Origin of the sequence: Streptomyces diastatochromogenes (assembly GCF_002242805.1) — a bacterium.
In the GTDB taxonomy this organism is placed as follows: Bacteria; Actinomycetota; Actinomycetes; order Streptomycetales; family Streptomycetaceae; genus Streptomyces; species Streptomyces diastatochromogenes.
In genome coordinates, this window is record NZ_MCGQ01000008.1 from 15,525 (window position 1) to 34,503 (window position 18,979).

An 18,979-nucleotide genomic window follows, 5' to 3' on the forward strand; every position below is an offset into this window, starting at 1 on the left:
TTCGCACCATTCATTCTCAGGCGACACCCGACGGCCTGTCAGCTCGTTCGCCCAACACCACTCGGCTCGCCCCCGCGTCCTCCCCGCCGGGTTCGCCGGCGCCTTCCCACGCGTGCGGGTCGAGGCCGAGGACGACGATCCCGTCCTGCGTCCCCACCGCGACCCCGCCCTCGCCCAGCGCGGTCAGGGCGTGGCAGCGCAGTCCCAGCCGTACGGTGTGCAGCAGCCGGGTACCCGTGCGGTCCCACACCCGCAGCTCGCCCTCGCGGCTCACGGTGACCAGCGCCCGGTCCCCGGCCGTGGGGCCGCGGACCACCGCCGGCGCGGCCAGCCGACCCGTGTGCCCGGGGAACAGCGGGTTCCAGTGCCCGTCCGGGCCTGCGGACCACCAGACGTGGTGGCCGCCGTCGCCGGTGACGGCCAGGGCGGTCGTCGAGCCGTACGGGATCGCGGTCAGCGCCGTGAACGGCCCGGGCAGCCCGGTGTCGGCGGACCCCAACGGGGTGCCGGTGCGCGCGTCCCACCAGCACAGCCCGCCGGCCTCGGTGAGCCCGGCGAAGACCCGCTGCCCGTCGGCGAGCCGGAGCCCGGCCAGGAACGTCACCGGCCCGTCACCCGGCCCCGGCCCTGGCGGTACGGCCACCTCGATCCGGTCCCCCGGATCGGCGACGCCGCCGATGCGGACGCTCCCGTCGGTGTGGGCCGTGGCCAGCAGCCAGCCGCCCTCGGCGTCCTCCAGGGACGCCATGGCGACGACGGGGCCGCCCGGATCCGGCGCGGTGCGGCGGGCGCCGTCGGACGCGCCGAAGCGGGCGACACCGCCGTCGGCGTACGCCACGCACAGCAGGCCGCCGTCGGCCGGGTCGGCGGCCTCGGCCAGGGCGCGCACCGGTGACGGCGGTGCCGCCGGCTGCCCGGCCGCGCTCCTGCCGCGCGGGCCCCACAGGCGTACGGTCCCGTCCTGGCCCGCAGTCGCCAGCACCACCCCGTCCTCCGGATCCGTGTACGCCGTCACCGCGTGCACCGGACCCTCATGCCCCGTCAACCGGCCCAACTCCCGCCCGCCCCGCGGATCCCACAGCCGTACCGTCCCGTCCTGGCCCGCCGTCGCCAGCACCACTCCGTCGTCCGGATCGGTGAACGTCGTCACCGCGTTCACGCCGGTGTCGTGGGCCCGCCACTCGTTCTCGGGGCGGCTGCGGTCCGCCCGCCACACCAGGACCCAGCCCTTGCCGTCGGCCGTGACGAGACGCTCGCGATCCGGGCCGGAGCCGGGCTGCGGGTAGACGGTCATGCCGTGCACCGCGCCATGGTGACCGGTCCGGTGGGGCCGGTCCTCCCGGCCCACGGCCGGGTCGAACAGCCAGAGCCGGCCCTGGAGGTCGCCGATCGCCAGCTTTCCCGCGAACGGCGCCATGGCCCGTACGGCGTCCCCGAGCAGCGAGTACGCCGTGTTCGCCGGTCGTCCGGTCAGCACGTCCCAGAGCCGCAGCGTCCGGTCGACCCCGGCGGCGGCGAGCCAGTCCCGGCCGCTCGGTCCGCGCAGCGGGGCGAGCACCCACTGGGCCCCGTCCTGGGGTCCGCCGCGCAGCGCGGGCGCCGTCTCCAGGCCGGTGCTCAGGTCCCAGGCCCGCACCACCCCGGCGTCCCCCGCGCCGACCAGCAGCTGCCGCCCGTCCGTGCGCCGGGCGAACACCCGCAGGGACCGCATCGGTACGTGCAGATCGGCGAGGGTCACATGCGGGGCGTGCGGCTGCAGCGCGGCCCACCGTACGGTCCAGGGCGCGGTGGGGCCGTCGTAGCGCTCGGCGGGCGGGGCCGGGGTGGCGCCCGTGGTCCGCCAGGTGCCGAGCTCGCGCAGTCCCCTGCGGTCGCCCGGGTCCGCGGTCACGGCCAGGTGCAGCAGGGCGAGCGCCCCGGTGACGGCCGGGGGCAGCGCACCGAGCCCGGCGCCGGACCGCAGCGCGGCGCCGGCCAGCGCCGCCGGGTCGAGATGGTCGAGCACCCCGGGGTGGTCGGCCAGCACCCGCCATCCCCTGGGGCCCGCCTCGGCGGCGTGCGCGGCGAGATGGCGCAGCAGGTAGGGGTGCGGCCGGGGCAGGGCCGTCATGCCCTCGTCCTTGGTCGCGGCGAGCCGGGTCAGGGCGGTGACGACGCCGAGCCGGTCGTCGCGCGTCCGGGCGGTCTCCTGCCCTTCGCCCTCCCTCCTGTCGCCGTCCCGCGTGTCGTCGCCGAGGAGGAAGTCGCGGAAGGTGCGGTGGGCCAGGCGGTAGACGGCCTGCCCGTCCTCGGCGTCCAGCATGATGTACGGCGCCGCCGCCTGCGACACGGCTTCCAGGAGCCCGGCGTCGACGGGGGTGTCGCTCAGCGCCGAGGCGACGGTGGCCCAGATCCGCTCGGCCCGGGGGAGCCCGTGGCCCTGCGCGAAGGCCAGCGCGCGCAGCACCGCCGTACTGCCCGGCAGCGCGACCTGCAGGCGCCGGACGACGGCGGCGAACAGCCGGCGGTGGTCCTTGCCGAGCAGGTCGGCCAGGTCCGCCCGTCTGCTGTCCAGCAGCAGCGACGGGTCGGCGATGATCTCGTGCACGGCCAGCGTGGCGTAGAGGAAGTCGCGCTCCGCGCCCGGCTGCTGGGGTGTGCAGACGAGGACGGAGACGCGCTGCACGGCCGCTTCGAGGTCGATGTCCAGGTGCTGGAACGCGGCGCGTTCGGCACGCAGGACCTCGTGCACGTAGACGGCGAGATCCTGCGGATCCGGGCGCAGGCGCAGGGTGTTCGCCTCGACGCACCCCAGTCCGTCGAGCAGGTCCTCGGTCACGGCACGCGGTACGTCGAGGCTGTCCGCGGACGACGGCCGGGTGCCGACCACCACCCGAACGTCGGGCAGCGCGCCGAGCCGGCGCAGCAGGTCGGCGAGCCGGTTCGGGTCGGCGGACGCGTCCAGCCCGTCGGCGAACAGGGTCCTGCGCCGGCCGTCGGGGCGGACGGCGTCCAGGAGGGCGCGTATGCGTTCGTCGTCGCCCGAGGTGTCGGGCGGGGCCGGTACGGCGAACACCCGGGCCAGCTGGCCGACGACCTGCCGGACCGAGGCGCCGGTGAGGTTCAGGAAGGTGTCCGCCCGGGGACGCGGGACGTCCTCGGGCCACGGCTCGTGCCGGGGTGCCTCGCCCGCCTCGGGCGGCTCCGCGGAACGGTCGGTGCGTAACAGGATGTGGCCCAGCAGCGCGGACTTGCCGCAGCCGGGCGGTCCGGTGACCGCCAGCAGGCCGTGGTCGGCGGCCGCCAGCCAGCCGGCGATCCGGCCGCGCTCCTCGCTCCGGCCGACGAAGAACCACGACAGCTCGCCGGTGGGGGCGTCCGCCCCGACCGGAGTGCGCGGCCTGGGCAGCACGGCCCCGGCCGGCTCCGGGGACGGCAGCGGCTCCCCGCGCGGCCGGGCGTAGTCCTCCAGCGTCATGATCACGGGCCGGCCCGACGGGTGCCGGCGGACCACCTGCTCGTCTCCTTCGAGCAGGCACAGCACCCGGCCCGGCGACAGCAGGTCCTGGATGCGCTGCGCCAGGTCCCGAAGCCGGATGTGGCTGTAGTTGTCGGAGAACTCGGCCAGCACCCGGGTGAGCACCTCGCGGAAGGAGGCCACGTACCCGCTGCCCTGGTCCGCGCCCGAGCCGATGAGCAGCAGGCGGACGGCGGCGCGCTGCCGCAGGACGTAGGCCAACAGCTCCTCGACGAACCGGGCGGCACCGCAGGCCTCGACGACCACGACCGCCCAGCGGTCCGCGAGCGCCCGGTGCCGGAAGTTGCGGACGAGGTGCTTGCCCAGGTCCTCGGGCGTGAGCGCGTCGTCCTCGCCGTCGGTGCCCGCGCCGCGCACGGCGAGCAGGGCGTCGTCCTCGTTCGACTCGCCGTGGCCGAACCACAGCAGCATGGAGTTGCGCGGCGGGCTCGCCGCGGACCACTCCCGCAGCCGGACCTGAGTGGCGGCCAGGGTGCGCTCCGCGCCCGTCCAGACCCGGTGCTCGCCGCCCCACTCGCCGAGCAGCCCGGCGACGCCGCCCGCCTCGGCCACGACCTCGTGGACCTCGGCGAACCGGTCGGTGTCGACGTAACGGTCCATCGCCACCGTGACGACGGCGAAGCCCTCGTCCTGTCCGTCCCCGTCCATACAGCCCCAGCCCCCGTGCCCGTGCCTCGTACCGTCTGCGCATCCCCGGGCCGGTCAGGCCACCATGACCAGCCGGGTCACCGGGTCGTTGCCGCCGCCCACCTTCACGCGGTACAGCCCGGGCCGGTCGAGCAGGACGCGGGCACCGAGCACACCGTCCGCACCGGGTACGGGCATCAGCATGGGCCTGCGGACCGGGCCCTGGAGGGTCTCGGCACCGGCGTCCTCCACCAGGCAGCTGACCCGGGCCGGGTCCTGCCCGGTGCGCACCACGACCTCGAACTCGGTGCCCACCGCGACCCGGTCCGGCAGGTCGAGGCCCACATCGGTGCCGCCGAGCCGGGCGCCGCGCCGGTCTCCCGTGAGCAGCCCCCGGGCGAAGTCGAGGACCGAGCCGGTGACCGCGAGCGCGGCGTGCTGCTGGGCCACGGCGTACGTGTCCACGTCGCCGTGCGTGGTCGAGTAGCGGTAGACGGTGCCGTCGCCGCCGTGGTCGTACTCGACCAGCCGGCCGATCTCGTCGCGCAGGAGTTCGCCGTCGTCGTGGCGGTCGTAGCCGACGTGCCGGGCCTCGACCACCCCGGCCCGGATGCGCAGCGACTGCGTGGTGGACTGGGCCGTGCCCTCCACGATCCGGTGGCCCGGCAGCACGGCCTTGTCCAGCCGGGCGTGCAACTCGAAGGCGTCGCGGGCCAGTTCCCGGTCCCCGCCGATGCTCTCCACGTCGGACGGGGTGAGCGCCACGACGTCGTCCCCGGTGTCCAGGCAGCGGTAGCTGGGGAGCAGATCGTGCACGCCGGGGAGGGTACGGGCCAGGCGGCTGAGGTTCTTCGCGGGCAGTCCCAGCATGCCGCGGCCGCTGTTCAGGATCTCCGTGGCCTTGACGGCGCCGTGGAACGGCGTGCCCACGGTGAGGACGGCGCGCACCTCGTCGACGGCGCCCGGGATCAGCGCGAGCGCCGCGGTCACCAGGCCGCCCATGGAGTGCGCGACGAGGACGATCCGCGCGGGTCGCTGGTCGGGGGCGCGGTCGCGGGCCGCCACGCAGTCGGGGTGGGCGCGCCAGGCGGTGAGATGCCGGTCGACCGCGTCGGCCAGCAACCGGGCGTTGTGCTCGACGGGAAGACGCCAGTCGTAGCCGAACTCGGCGACCGCGTCGGGATGGGCGACCTTGCGCAGGCTCTTCACCAGTGGCGTGTACGGCTCGAACCCGTCGGCCAACGGCATCCAGGCGGGCGTGCGCAGCAGCCGGCCGGGCACCACCCGGCCGAGGCGGCCCGCGCGCTCGTCCTCGGTCAGCGCGAGCGCGTCCATGCCCTGGTCGAGGTCCCAACGGGCGGCGTACTCGGCCACCTTGGGCATACCCCAGAGCATGCGCCCGGTGGCGGCCTCGTATAACTCCGTGCCCATGATCCCGGGCACGACCAGGACGGCGTCATGCGTCGCCGCCGGCCGGACCGGGGGCCTGTCCCGGGGAATCGTCGGAAACATGAAGCAAAGCTACTAGAGGAACGTACGAGGAGATGCCGACTTGACGGCACATTCTGTGCGGACGTGCCACGTGCATGTTGTGCGATTCAGCGGTGCGAAAGGCTGATTCGTCATAACCCGGACGGGTACACCACCGTTTCTTCCTGTGCGGGCGAGCGCCCGCGACCATGTATGGAAGGCAGGGAACCTATGAAGCGGGTTACCCGAAACAGCGTGATCGCTGTCGTCGCCGCCTCGGGTGCGATGGCCATGGCAGCGTCGGCGCAGGCGGACTCCACGGCGAACGGCTCCGCGGCCGGTTCGGCCGGTGTGATCTCCGGCAACAACGTCCAGCTCCCCGTGCACCTCCCGGTGAACGTCTGCGGGAACACCGTGAACGTGGTGGGGCTGCTGAACCCCGCCATGGGCAACACCTGTGCCAACGCGGGCGGCGGAACCGGCAAGTCCGGCGAGGCCACTGCCGTGGGCTCGGCCAAGGACTCCCCGGGCGTCATCAGCGGCAACGGCGTTCAGCTGCCCGTGCATCTGCCGGTGAACGCCAGCGGCAACACGGTGAACGCGGGCGGTGTCCTCAACCCGGTGTTCGGCAACACGTCCGTGAACGGCGGCTCCTCCGTCCACGCCGAGCAGCCCACTCCGCCCAAGACGGAGCAGCCCAAGCCGCCGGTCAAGAACCAGCCGCCGGTCAAGACCGTGCCTCCGGTGCAGAAGCCGCCCACCCCGGCGACCCACCCGCAGCCGCGGCCGGGTCGCACCGTCACCCTGCACGCGGGCATGACCCCGCTCGCGCATCACAGCACGGTCCCGCTCGCGCACACCGGCGCGGACGGCATGCTGCCCGCCGCCGCCCTGAGCGCGGCTCTGCTGCTCGGCGGAACCGTTCTCCACCGGCGATTCCGCGCCACGGCAGCACGCTGACCCCGATACCCGAGGAGTCCGCGTCCCGGCAATGACGCCCGTGTGCGCATTGCCGGGTAGCAGTATCCGGAAATCTTGATCCACTCGAGACTGCCGGGCACAGGCAATGTCAAACATGGCCGGATACCGTCATTCTCCAGCCGGCGCCGGGAACGGCGCCGTCGTCCAGGGGATCAGGAGTCGTAGTGGCATCCAAGATACGGAGACCGGGAGCCGCCGCCGTGGCACTCGCGGCAGCAGCGGCGGCCGCGGTCGTGTGGGGCCCCGCCCTGCCCGCCGCCGCCTCCGGGTACTCGGCCTCGGCCGGCCCGTGGGGCACCGCGGTCGGCCTGACCGAGTCCGACGGCCAGCAGAGCCTGATCGACGTCAAGGTGGCCGGTGACGGCACCGCCTTCGCGCTGTGGCGCGACAAGCAGGCCGGGGCCGACAGCTGGGAGATCCAGGCCGCTGTCCGGCCCGCCGGAAGCGGGACGTGGAGCGCCGCCAAGACGCTGGTCACGAACCGGGCCGCGAGCGCCGACGCCGTGCTGGCGGTGACCGCCGACGGCGGCGCCATCGTGACCTGGCTGACCGGCAGCGGCGCCGACGGCTCGGTGGCCGCCCGCTTCAGCACCTGGGACGCGGGGACGGGCGGTTGGTCGGACCCGGGCACGCTCGCGGCCACCGACGGCCTGTACATGTCCACGCCCCGGCTCGCCGCGGCGGCCGACGGCACCGTCACCGCCGTATGGAACCAGGGCGACGGCTCCCTCAACTACAAGGTGATGACCGCCACCCTCACCCCCGGCGGGTCGGCCTGGTCCGCGGCCGAGCCGCTGGGCTCCGTCTCCGGTGGCTCCGTCTGGAACCTCGACCTCGCGGTGGCTCCCGACGGAACGGCCACCACGGTGTGGGAGTTCCGCAACAGCTTCGAAGACGACAAGAACGCCGTCTCCACCGTCACCCGCTCCTCGGCCGGCGACTGGAGCAGCCCCGCGGTCCTGCCCGGCACCACCAGCGCGTCGAGCGGTGTGCAGGTGTCGATGGACACGCACGACCGCACCACCGTGCTGTGGCACGACGGCAGCTCCACCGCGAACAGGACCGATCTGAAGTCCGCGACCCGGACGTCGCCCACGGGAGACTGGGGCTCCGCGCACACCGTGGCCAGTGCCATCGAGGACCGCGACAGCAGCGGCCCGCTGACCGCCCCCAACGGGGACGTCACGTACGTGTGGGCGGGCTGGAGCACCAGCGCCGGCACCCCCGTCGTGCAGGCCAGCACCCGCAGCGCGGCCACCGGCACGTGGTCCGCGCCCAACACGCTGTCCACCGGGTACGTCAACTGGCAGGTGTCCGCCGCCATCGGCGCCGACGGCACCGTCCAGGTGGTGTGGCCGCAGACGCCCTCCATCGACAACGGCGACGACCACTACCTGGAGTGGGCGGTCCGGGCCGACGGCACGTGGAGCAAGGCGACCGCCCTCAACAGCGCGCCCGTCGCCGACGTCCCGAACACAGACGCGCTGTCCGGCGACGTCGCCGCAGGGCCTGACGGCCGGGCCACGGTGGTGTGGCGCCAGGCGGTGTACGCCTCCCCCGCCAGCTACACATCCCAGCTCTGGACCCAGTCCCAGACGCTGCTGGCCAAGCCGGAGATCACCTCCAAGGCCGCCGTGACCGGGACCGCCCGCACCGGCTCCAAGCTCACCTGCAACGCGGCCTGGACCGGTTACAACGCCACGGCCGCCTGGTCCTGGCTGCGCGACGGCAAGACGATCTCGGGCGCCACCGGCAAGACCCGCACCCTGACCTCCGACGACTACACCCACCAGGTGTCCTGCCGGATCACGGTCAGCAACGGTGCCGGCTCCACGCGCTCCACGTCACCGGCCGTCACGGTCGCCGTCGGCCCCGCGCTGAAGGTCACCAAGGCCCCGGCCGTCACCGGCACCGCGAAGGTCGGCTACAAGCTGACCGCGGCCCACGGGACCTGGTCTCCGGCCGCCACCTCCTACACGTACTCCTGGAAGCGCAACGGCCACACCATCACCGGCGCCACCAAGTCCACCTACGTGCCGGTGAAGGCCGACCGGGGCCAGAAGATCACGGTCAAGGTCACCGCCCACCGCTACGGCTGGACCAACGGGTCGGCCACGACGGCGTCCGTGACCGTGCGCTGAGCGGCTCCCGCACCAGGGTCAGGTCCTGGCCGACCCCAGCGCGCGCACGATGCGCGTCAGGTCGGCCGGGGCCGCGGCCAGGCGGATCGGGGTGCCGGCGTCGTCGAGTTCGGCGATGTGCCAGCTTCGGGGGACGGTGTCGCCGTCGCTGCCCCGGGCCCGTCGTACGGTCCTGACGGTGAGCCGCTCGACCGGGATGCGCCTCGCCGCGAAGCGGCCCGGGCCGGGGGTCACCGCGGGGGCGCCGTCCCCGAGGGCGATGTGGGTGCCGAAGCCGTGCGGGTTGAAGTCGGTGGACTCCAGGAACCGGGCGGACAGGAACACCTCGCCCTGCTCGGGCTGTTCGGCCGCTCCGCCGGCCTCGGCCTCCTCCGGCCGTCCGGCCGCATCCGCTTCCTCGGGCGTACGGACGCGGGTCGCGCGCCAGGCCCCCATCAGCAGGGCCAGGGTGAGCAGCGAGCCCGCGGCCGCCCAGGTGATCTGCGCGGGCGAGGAGAGCGGGGCGGTGGGATCCAGGTAGCAGAGGGGCAGCAGCCACAGGGCGGTGCCCGCCAGCGCGCCCGCGAACGGCAGGGCCGAGGGCAGGACTTCGTCGTCGGGCAGCCGGCGTCCCCGCAGGCGCACCAGCACCTTCGCCGCCGGGTATCCCGCGGCCAGGGCCAGCAGCGCCGCTACGACGGCCAGGGAGCGGGCGGTGGTGATGTGCTCGTGCCAGCTGTGTCCCGCCCCGGTCACCTTCATCACCTGTCCGCGCCAGACGGTCAGTTCCACGTGGTCGCCGGACCGGAAGTCCCGGGCGGCCTCGGGTGAAACCTCGAGCCGGTGCAGTGGCCGGCTGTCCGTGAAGTACAGCCAGCTGCGCTGCTTGGGCCGGTTGGCGTCGGTGCGCGCGATCACCGCCCGGGCGGTGGTCAGACAGTCGTCGCGGCTGACGGCGGGCGTCCCGGCCGTGCAGGGCCTGGCGCTGCGCCAGGCCTGCTCGTCCGACGCGGCGTTCGGGACGAACCACGCGGCCACGCCCGCGGCCACGAGCAGCAGCGCGCAGAGGGCGAGCGCCCCCGCCCAGCCGCCGCCCGCGGTGCGGTGCGAGATGACCGGGAGGTCGCTCGACTCCGGCCTTCCGTGCCGGCGGTGCAGTGCGCGGAGCGCGTCCAGCTTCGCGTCGAAGTCCGGGTCGTCCGGCGACCAGCTCCTCGGCAGGGGCAGGCGCAGCCGGTGTCCGTCCCGCAGGGCCAGGCCGACCCGGCGGCTCTCATGGGCGCGGGACGTGTGCGCGTACGTCAGGAGGACACGCACGTCGGCGATGTCACCCCACGCCACGCTCCGGCGGCGCAGCAGGGTCCGGGTGTGCACGCCGTACGCGTCGGCGCTCACCCGGGTGGTGACGTGGTGGAGCGAGACGGCGCCCGCCAGGGCGAGGGACAGGCCGACGGCCGTCCATCCGTCCGGCACGCCCCGGTCGGCCAGGCGGACGGCCGCCAGGCCCGCGCCGGCCGCCCCGAGCATGACGAGGAACCACAGAGGGCGCTCGTGAAGAGGACGGCAGGTTGCTTCCGGGGCGTTCGTCATGTGCACAGCTTCCGTGCGTGTGCGCTGCCGGATCTTGTGCGGATCCCGGCAGTGTCGGGACGGCCGACCCTGCCGTGTTGCGGCGTGCGGCCGACCGCCTCACCCTTCGAAGCGGTATCCCATGCCGGGCTCGGTGATGAGGTAACGGGGGCTCGACGGGTCGGTCTCGAGTTTGCGCCGCAACTGGGCCATGTAGACCCGCAGATAGTTGGTCTTGTTGCTCCGGGAGACGCCCCAGACCTCCTGCAGCAGCTGCTTCTGGGTGATCAGGCGGCCCGGGTGGGTGACCAAGATCTCCAGCAGCTGCCATTCGGTCGGGGTGAGGCGCACGTCGCGGCCGTCCCGTACAACCTTCTTCGCGAGCAGGTCGATGGTGAACCCGTCCGTGCGGACCAGCGTGGTCTCCGGGACGAGCGGCAGGTCCTCGGTGCGGCGGACGGCGGCCCGCAGCCGGGCCAGGAGTTCGTCCATGCTGAACGGCTTGGTGATGTAGTCGTCGGCGCCGGCGTCGAGGGCCGCGACCTTCTCGCCGGAGGACTGCCGGGCGGACAGGACCAGGATCGGCACCCGGGTCCAGCCGCGCACGGCCCTGATGACGTCGACGCCGTCCATGTCGGGCAGCCCGAGGTCGAGCAGCACCACGTCCGGCCGGCGGGCCGCCGCCAGCCGGAGCGCGGTGGCGCCGTCGGGGGCCGCGTCGACGCCGTACCGGCGGGCCTGCAGGTTGAGCACGAGGGCCCGTACCAGCTGCGGGTCGTCCTCCACCACGAGCACCCGGGTCATGGGTGTACGCCTCTCCTGTCATGGCCGCGGGAGCCGGCGGCGCCGGGATGTCTCCCGGGCCGCCGGCTCCCGTGCGGGTCGCGTGAGGCCGTCACTGCTCGGCCACGAGGTCCTTGAGCGCGATGTTGAGTTCGAGGACGTTGACCTGCGGCTCGCCGATGAAGCCCAGGGTGCGGCCCTCGGTGTGGTCCTTGACCAGCTTCTCGACCGCGGCGACGGACAGGCCGTTCCTCGCGGCGACCCGGTGCACCTGGAGTCCGGCGTACTGCGGGGAGATCGCCGGGTCCAGGCCGGAGCCGGAGGAGGTGACGGCGTCGGCGGGGATGTCCGACGGCTTGACGGCGTAGCCGGGCACCGAGTTGTCCTTGACCACCTTGGCCTTGGCGTCCTCGACCTGCTTGAGCAGGACCTTGCTGTCGGCGGACAGGTTGGTCGCGCCCGAAAGGACCAGCTTGTACTGGGTGTTGACCGAGTTCACACCCAGTCCGTTGGCAGGACGAGGCTGGAAGTACTTGAGGCCGTACCCCTGTTGACCGATCAGGGACGAGCCGACGACCCGGCCGTCCGCCTTGATCTCGGAGCCGTTCGCCTTGTTGGTGAAGAGCGCCTGCGCCACACCTGTGACGGCGAGCGGATAGATGACGCCTGTGAGCACGGTCAACACGAGCAGCGCCCGCAGGCTCGCCCCCAGCAACCGGGCCGTGTTCGTAACGGAGTTGTTCATGGCGATCAGCACGCTTTCAAAAAATTACAGCCCGGGGATGAAGGAGATGACCACGTCGATGATCTTGATGCCGATGAAGGGCGCGATCAGGCCGCCGATGCCGTAGATCCCGAGGTTGCGCCGGAGCATCCGGTCCGCGCTCACCGGCCGGTACTGCACGCCCTTCAGGGACAGCGGCACCAGCGCGATGATGATCAGCGCGTTGAAGACGACGGCCGACAGGATCGCGGAGTCCGGCGAGGACAGCTGCATGATGTTCAGCTTGTCCAGGCCCGGGTAGACCGCCGCGAACAGCGCCGGGATGATCGCGAAGTACTTCGCGACGTCGTTGGCGATGGAGAACGTGGTCAACGCACCGCGTGTGATCAGCAGCTGCTTGCCGATCTCGACGATCTCGATCAGCTTGGTCGGGTTGGAGTCGAGGTCGACCATGTTGCCGGCCTCCTTGGCGGCCGACGTACCGGTGTTCATCGCCACGCCGACGTCCGCCTGGGCCAGCGCGGGCGCGTCGTTCGTACCGTCACCGGTCATCGCGACCAGCTTGCCGCCGGCCTGCTCCCGCTTGATGAGGGCCATCTTGTCCTCGGGAGTGGCCTCGGCGAGGAAGTCGTCGACGCCCGCCTCCTCGGCGATCGCCTTGGCGGTCAGCGGGTTGTCACCCGTGATCATGACCGTCTTGATGCCCATGCGGCGCAGTTCCTCGAACCGCTCCCGCATGCCCTCCTTGACGACGTCCTTGAGGTGGATGACGCCCAGGACGCGGGCACCCCGCTCGTCCTCGACGGCCACCAGCAGCGGGGTGCCGCCGGCCTCGGAGATCCGGTTCGCGATGGCGTCGGCGTCCTCGGCGACCGTGCCGCCCCGCTCCTCCACCCAGGCGCTGACCGAGGCGGTGGCGCCCTTGCGGACCAGGCGGCCGTCGACGTCCACACCCGACATACGGGTCTGGGCGGTGAAGGCGATCCACTCGGCGTGCGCCAACTCGCCCTGGTGGCGCTCGCGCAGCCCGTACCTCTCCTTCGCCAGGACGACGATGGAGCGCCCCTCGGGCGTCTCGTCGGCCAGCGAGGAGAGCTGGGCCGCGTCCGCGACCTCCGCCTCCGTGGTGCCCTTCACCGGCACGAACTCGGCGGCCTGGCGGTTGCCGAGGGTGATCGTGCCGGTCTTGTCGAGCAGCAGGGTGGAGACGTCACCGGCGGCCTCGACCGCCCGACCCGACATGGCGAGCACGTTGCGCTGCACCAGACGGTCCATGCCCGCGATGCCGATCGCGGAGAGCAGGGCTCCGATAGTGGTCGGGATCAGGCAGACCAGCAGGGCGACCAGCACGACCATCGTCAGGTGCGTGCCCGCGAAGTCGGCGAACGGCGGCAGGGTGGCCACCGCGAGCAGGAAGACGATCGTCAGCGAGGCGAGCAGGATGTTCAGCGCGATCTCGTTCGGCGTCTTCTGGCGCGCGGCGCCCTCGACCAGGTTGATCATCCGGTCGATGAAGGTCTCACCGGGCTTCGTCGTGATCTTGACGACGATCCGGTCGGACAGCACCTTCGTACCGCCGGTCACGGCCGAGCGGTCACCTCCGGACTCACGGATGACCGGAGCCGACTCACCGGTGATCGCGGACTCGTCGACCGAGGCGACACCCTCGATGACGTCACCGTCACCGGGGATGATGTCGCCGGCCTCGCAGACGACCAGGTCGCCGATCCTCAACTCGGTGCCCGGGACGCGCTCTTCCGCGGAACCGTCGAGCCGGCGCGCGACCGTGTCCGTCTTGGCCTTGCGCAGGGTGTCGGCCTGCGCCTTGCCGCGGCCCTCGGCGACCGCCTCCGCAAGGTTGGCGAAGATCACGGTCAGCCACAGCCAGGCGCTGATGGTCCAGCCGAACCAGTCGCCCGGGTCCTTGAAGGAGAACACCGTGGTGAGCACCGAGCCGATCCACACCACGAACATCACGGGGGACTTGACCATCACCCGCGGGTCGAGCTTGCGGAACGCGTCCGGCAGCGACCTGATCAGCTGCCTGGGTTCGAACAGGCCCGCGCCGACACGGCTTTCGGCGGGCTTGTGCCCGGTGGGGGCGTCCTGGTGGGGCGCGAGAGTGGGAGTGGACATCGAGTCCTCGTGCTTCTGTACGTCGGTACTCATCACGCCAGTCCTTCCGCGAGCGGACCCAGGGCGAGGGCCGGGAAGTACGTGAGACCGGTGATGATCAGGATCGCGCCCACCAGCAGACCGGTGAACAGCGGCTTCTCGGTGCGCAGGGTGCCCGCGGTCACCGGGACGGGCTTCTGCCCGGCGAGCGAGCCGGCCAGCGCCAGTACGAACACCATCGGCAGGAAGCGGCCGAAGAGCATCGCGAGTCCGGTCATCGTGTTGTACCAGTCGGTGTTCGCGTTCAGGCCGGCGAAGGCCGAGCCGTTGTTGTTCGACGCCGAGGTGAAGGCGTACAGCACCTCGGAGAAGCCGTGCGCGCCCGGGTTGAGCATCGAGTGCGGCGGGGTCGGCAGCGCCATGGAGGCCGCGCTGAAGACGAGCACCAGCGCCGGGGTGACCAGGATGTAGGCGGCGGCCAGCTTCATCTCGCGGGCGCCGATCTTCTTGCCCAGGTACTCGGGCGTACGGCCGACCATCAGACCGGCGATGAACACCGCGATGACCGCCATGATCAGCATGCCGTAGAGGCCGGAGCCGGTACCGCCGGGCGCGATCTCGCCCAGCATCATGCCGAGCATGGTGATGCCGCCGCCCAGCCCGGTGAAGGAGGAGTGGAAGGAGTCCACCGCACCGGTCGACGTCAACGTCGTGGACACCGCGAAGATCGACGAGCCGCCGATCCCGAAGCGGACCTCCTTGCCCTCCATCGCCCCGCCGGCCGCCTGGAGCGCCGGGCCGCGGTGGGCGAACTCGGTCCACATCATCAGGGCGACGAAGCCCAGCCAGATGGTGAACATCGTGGCGAGGATGGCGTAGCCCTGCTTCACCGAGCCGACCATCAGGCCGAAGGTGCGGGTCAGCGAGAACGGGATCACCAGGATCAGGAAGATCTCGAAGAGGTTGGTGAAGGGCGTCGGGTTCTCGAAGGGGTGGGCGGAGTTGGCGTTGAAGTAGCCGCCGCCGTTGGTGCCCAGCTCCTTGATGGCCTCCTGGGAGGCGACCGCGCCACCGTTCCACTGCTGCGAGCCGCCCACGAACTGGCCCACCTCGTGGATGCCGGAGAAGTTCTGGATCGCACCGCAGGCGACCAGGATCACCGCGGCGACGACCGCACCCGGCACCAGGATCCGCAGCGTGCCCCGCACCAGGTCGGACCAGAAGTTGCCCAGCTCACCGGTGCGCGAGCGCGCGAACCCGCGTACGAGGGCCACGGCGACGGCCATGCCGACCGCGGCGGAGACGAAGTTCTGCACGGCGAGCCCGGCCGTCTGCACGACGTGCCCCATGGTCTGCTCGCCGTAGTACGACTGCCAGTTGGTGTTGGTCACGAAGGACACGGCCGTGTTGAACGACTGCGCCGGGTCGACCGAGGAGAAGCCGAGCGAGCCGGGCAGGATGCCCTGGAGCCGCTGCAGCAGGTAGAGGAAGAGGACGCCGACGGCCGAGAAGGCGAGGACACCGCGCAGGTACGCGGGCCAGGTCATCTCGGCGTCGGGGTTGGCGCCGATGGCCTTGTAGATCCACTTCTCGACGCGCAGGTGCCTGTCGGAGGAGTAGACCCGGGCCATGTAGCCGCCGACGGGGACGTAGACGAGCGCCAGCGCGCCTATGAGCGCGAGGAGCTGGAGCACGCCGGCCAGTACGGGACCCACTCTCAGAACCTCTCCGGGAAGATCAGGGCGAGGACGAGATAGCCGAGCAGGGCGACGGCCACGACCAGGCCGACGATGTTCTCGACGGTCACAGCTTGGTCACCCCCTTGGCGACGAGAGCCACCAGCGCGAATCCCGCGATCACGGTGACGACGAAGGCCAGATCGGCCATCGCGAACTCCTGGAGTGAGGTTCGGTGGAAACGGACGATTAGAGGAAAACCCCTGGCTGTCCGGATCCGACCGCCCGTTGACGGCTCTCATACGGCGGCCCGCACCCCTTTGACGGGTCTCTTACGGCCTTGACGGACGGCCCCGGCAGGACAGGCCGGTCGGGTGACCGGCCCGGACGTGTCCGGCGCGGCACCGATCTGATCGGCCAGGGTCACCGCGACAGCGGCCACGCGCCCGGAACCGGGAGGGCCCGGCCGGTGCGGTGCGGACGGAATGTGCTGGACCTTGACACTGTCGCTACGGCCGGCCTCGGCCGCAGTCCGACGGCGGTGAGCCCTCTCGCCGCCTCAGACCCGCAACCGGTACGGCAGCATGCACACCACCACGTCCGTGCGGGCCCGCAGTACGGTCGCCAGCAGCAGTCCCCGCTGGTTCTGCAGGATCTCGTAGCGGCGGTGCCGGGGCTCGACCTCGGGGATCAGCACCGCGATCTGCCGGCCGCCCCGGGCCGCGTGCCGCACGTACTCGACCATCGGCTGGACCAGGGAGCGGTGCGGGCTGTCGATGACGTCGAGGCGTACCCCCGGGTTCCAGCGCGCCCACGCCTCCTGCAGGGCACGGCTCTTGTCCGGGTCGCTGTGGACGGCTACGCAGACCACCTCGTCGCCCAGCGCGAGGGCGGCACCGATGGCGTGCTGGGCCAGCCTGCTGACGTCGCCGAGCGGGACGATCACCAGGCTGCCGGGGCGCGGGGCGGGCGGGTCGGGGATGCGGCCGAGGCCGAGTTCCTCGCCGACTTCCGTGTAGTAGCGCTGGACGCGGGAGAACAGCAGCATCAGCAGCGGTACGGTGATCACGACCACCCAGGCGCCCTCCAGGAACTTGGTGAAGAGGAGGATCAGCCCGGCCAGGGTGGTGAGCACCGCCCCGGTGCCGTTGATGAGCGCACGGTGTTTCCAGCCCGAGGGCCGCTCGGTGGCCCAGTGCCGGACGAGACCGAGCTGGCTGAGGGTGAAGCCGATGAACACCCCGATCGCGAACAGCGGGATGAGCCGGTGGGTGTCGGCCTCGGACGCGATGAGCAGCGCAGCGGCCAGCAGGGCCAGCGCCACCACGCCGTAGCGGTAGACGGGCCGTTCGGCGCGCAGCCCGAACAGGTGGGGCAGCCGGTGGTCGCGGGCCAGCAGGCTCATCAGCACCGGCAGCCCGCCGAAACTGGTGTTCGCCGCGAGCAGCAGGACCAGGGTGACGATCAGGTTGGTGGCGTAGTACGCCCAGCCGTCGCCGTAGGCGCCCGCGGTGAGCTGGGCCAGGACGGTGACGCCGCCGCGCGGGGCGACGTGGTCGCGGCGGATCAGTACGGCGAGGCCGATCAGCATCAGGCCCAGCAGCCCGCCCAGCATGAACTCGGTGCGCTGGGCGCGCCTGACCCGCGGGGTGCGGAAGGTCGGCACGGCGTTGGCGATGGCCTCCACGCCCGTCAGCGCCGAGCAGCCGGACGAGAACGCCTTGAGGATGAGCAGCAGACCCAGGGTCTCGTGCGCCTGGACGGGCTGCGCGGTGCCCACCACGGCCGCCGGATGGGCGCGGAGGAGGTCACCGACGACGACACCCAGGATGGCCACGATGAACAGCACGGTCGGCAGCATCAGCACCCGGGCACTGTCCGTCACACCGCGCAGGTTCACGGCCGTCAGCAGCGCGAGGCCCACCAGACACACCGGCAGCTTGTCCCGGGCCAGGTCGGGGAACGCGGAGGCCAGGGCGTCCACGCCCGCGGTGAGACTGACGCAGACCGTGAGGACGTAGTCGACGACCAGACTGGCCGCTGCGAGCAGGCTGGAGGTCGCGCCCAGGTCCTTCTTCGCCACCGCGTAGGCGCCGCCGCCGTCCGGGTGTACGGCGATGACCTGGGCGTACGACACCACGAGCGCCGCGAGCAGGAAGGTGATCGCCAGCGTGATCGGCAGGGTGGCCGCCAGCGCCCCGGTCCCGGCCGCGACCAGCACCAGCACGATGGCCTCGGGGCCGTACGCGACCGAGCTGAGCGCGTCCAGCGACAGCGCGGACAGCCCTTCCAGGCTGGTGAGGTGGTTCTTCTCCCCCTCGCCCGGGCGCAGCGGGACCCGCGGTGCCAGCTCACGACGTGCCAGGCCATACGCCATCGGGACCTCACCACGGACGGCAGGACGGTCCGGACCAGTCTCCGCGCGCGACGGCCGCACGGCTCCCCGTGATCGGCCGTCCGCGTGTGCCCCCTGTTCCGTGAGGGACACGAGTCACCCATGAATCCCCTGTGAATGTGTGCAGGAGTGCCACAAGGGCCGCACACAGTCTTCCGAAAGCCTCGTTAGCGTGGCCGCTCGATCCTCCGTGCGAACGCGTCGAATCAGGAAGACCCCACATGGACTACTGCTCCTCGTGCCGTCGGCATCTGAACGGCGCCCTGGTGTGTCCGGGGTGCGGCGCGTACGCCCCGGACATCGCTCCCGCCCCGCCCGTGGCCGTCGCCCCCGCGCACCGGTACGACGACGGTCTCCTGGACGACCCGGCCCCGGCCCACCTGGACGAGGCACCGTCCGACGACGTCCCGGACGCGCCCGCCGCTTCGCAGGGACGGGCGGCGCGGCGCCGTCAGCTGGCTCGCTGGAAGAAGAACAAGCGCCGGGCCGCGGTCGCGTCCGCCGTCGCGCTGGTCGGCGGCGGCCTCACCCTGGCCTCGATGGACCGCCAGTCCCCCGACCGGGCCCAGGCGGCCTCGGCCCCGGACAACCGGCCCATGGGCGCCACCGACGGACGGACCGACCCCGAGACCACTCCGGTGTCGACACCGCCCACCCACCACCGGTCCCCGCGCACCACGACCCCGGCCCACACCCAGCAGCCCGCGGCCGCCGCCCCCCACCGGCAGACCATCGCCGCAGCCCGCACCACCGTGCCGCACACCCACCCGGACGCCGCGGCCGCTCCGGTCCCCGCACAGACCCCGGCCACACACCAGCAGGCAGCCGCCCCGGTCTCCGACAGCTCCGGCACCGGCACCGAGGCCCAGGCGCCGTCCACCCCCGCACCCGCCCCCTCGACCAACACCGGAACGGACTCGGGCACGCCCCAGACCAGCCCGTCCCCGGCGGCGACCTCGCCGTCGCAGCTCTGCCTGGTCGTGCTCTGCCTGGGCTGACCGC

General features: G+C 72.6%; 12 protein-coding genes. 3 read left to right on the forward strand and 9 right to left on the reverse strand.

What is annotated here, in order from left to right; translation table 11 throughout:
- Nucleotides 1–16 precede the first annotated feature (16 nt).
- Complete coding sequence (locus BEK98_RS08380) at nucleotides 17–4,165, reverse strand: AAA family ATPase (RefSeq protein ID WP_094215776.1); 4,149 nt, start codon at nucleotides 4,163–4,165, stop codon at nucleotides 17–19.
- Nucleotides 4,166–4,219: 54 nt separating this feature from the next.
- On the reverse strand, nucleotides 4,220–5,656 hold the full coding sequence (locus BEK98_RS08385; protein WP_094215777.1) for an esterase/lipase family protein: 1,437 nt from the start codon (nucleotides 5,654–5,656) through the stop codon (nucleotides 4,220–4,222).
- A gap of 189 nt (nucleotides 5,657–5,845) precedes the next feature.
- Between BEK98_RS08385 and BEK98_RS08390 the strand changes: the two genes are divergently transcribed.
- The gene (locus BEK98_RS08390) at nucleotides 5,846–6,574 is read left to right on the forward strand and encodes a chaplin (protein ID WP_094215778.1); all 729 of its coding nucleotides are present in this window, start codon (nucleotides 5,846–5,848) and stop codon (nucleotides 6,572–6,574) included.
- A gap of 185 nt (nucleotides 6,575–6,759) precedes the next feature.
- Nucleotides 6,760–8,736 (forward strand): hypothetical protein, encoded by a 1,977-nt coding sequence (locus BEK98_RS08395; RefSeq protein WP_143684087.1) that lies wholly within the window; start codon nucleotides 6,760–6,762, stop codon nucleotides 8,734–8,736.
- An 18-nt stretch (nucleotides 8,737–8,754) separates the two neighbouring features.
- Here BEK98_RS08395 and BEK98_RS08400 read toward each other — a convergent pair whose 3' ends face one another.
- From BEK98_RS08400 to BEK98_RS08430, 7 genes are all read right to left on the reverse strand, one after another.
- A complete protein-coding gene (locus BEK98_RS08400; RefSeq protein WP_094215780.1) occupies nucleotides 8,755–10,305 on the reverse strand; it encodes a PH domain-containing protein in 1,551 nt (516 codons plus the stop codon).
- A 99-nt stretch (nucleotides 10,306–10,404) separates the two neighbouring features.
- Nucleotides 10,405–11,088, reverse strand: a complete 684-nt coding sequence (locus tag BEK98_RS08405; RefSeq protein ID WP_094215781.1) for a response regulator — start codon at nucleotides 11,086–11,088, stop codon at nucleotides 10,405–10,407.
- A gap of 91 nt (nucleotides 11,089–11,179) precedes the next feature.
- A complete protein-coding gene (locus BEK98_RS08410) occupies nucleotides 11,180–11,812 on the reverse strand; it encodes a potassium-transporting ATPase subunit C (RefSeq protein ID WP_208643052.1) in 633 nt (210 codons plus the stop codon).
- Nucleotides 11,813–11,836: 24 nt separating this feature from the next.
- Nucleotides 11,837–13,960: a potassium-transporting ATPase subunit KdpB gene (gene kdpB / locus BEK98_RS08415; RefSeq protein WP_208643053.1), complete on the reverse strand. Its 2,124-nt coding sequence runs from the start codon at nucleotides 13,958–13,960 to the stop codon at nucleotides 11,837–11,839.
- Nucleotides 13,960–15,621, reverse strand: a complete 1,662-nt coding sequence (kdpA, locus tag BEK98_RS08420) for a potassium-transporting ATPase subunit KdpA (protein WP_094215783.1) — start codon at nucleotides 15,619–15,621, stop codon at nucleotides 13,960–13,962. The genes kdpB and kdpA overlap by 1 nt, the downstream gene beginning before the upstream one ends.
- 2 nt (nucleotides 15,622–15,623) lie before the next feature.
- Nucleotides 15,624–15,713 carry a K(+)-transporting ATPase subunit F gene (gene kdpF / locus BEK98_RS08425; RefSeq protein ID WP_067057375.1) on the reverse strand — a complete coding sequence of 30 codons (90 nt, stop codon included), beginning with the start codon at nucleotides 15,711–15,713 and terminating at the stop codon, nucleotides 15,624–15,626.
- 428 nt (nucleotides 15,714–16,141) lie between these two features.
- Nucleotides 16,142–17,959, reverse strand: coding sequence for an APC family permease (locus BEK98_RS08430; RefSeq protein ID WP_094215784.1), 1,818 nt, complete (start codon nucleotides 17,957–17,959; stop codon nucleotides 16,142–16,144).
- 239 nt (nucleotides 17,960–18,198) lie between these two features.
- Between BEK98_RS08430 and BEK98_RS08435 the strand changes: the two genes are divergently transcribed.
- Nucleotides 18,199–18,975, forward strand: coding sequence for an SCO2400 family protein (locus BEK98_RS08435; RefSeq protein ID WP_094215785.1), 777 nt, complete (start codon nucleotides 18,199–18,201; stop codon nucleotides 18,973–18,975).
- The last annotated feature ends 4 nt before the right edge of the window (nucleotides 18,976–18,979 follow it).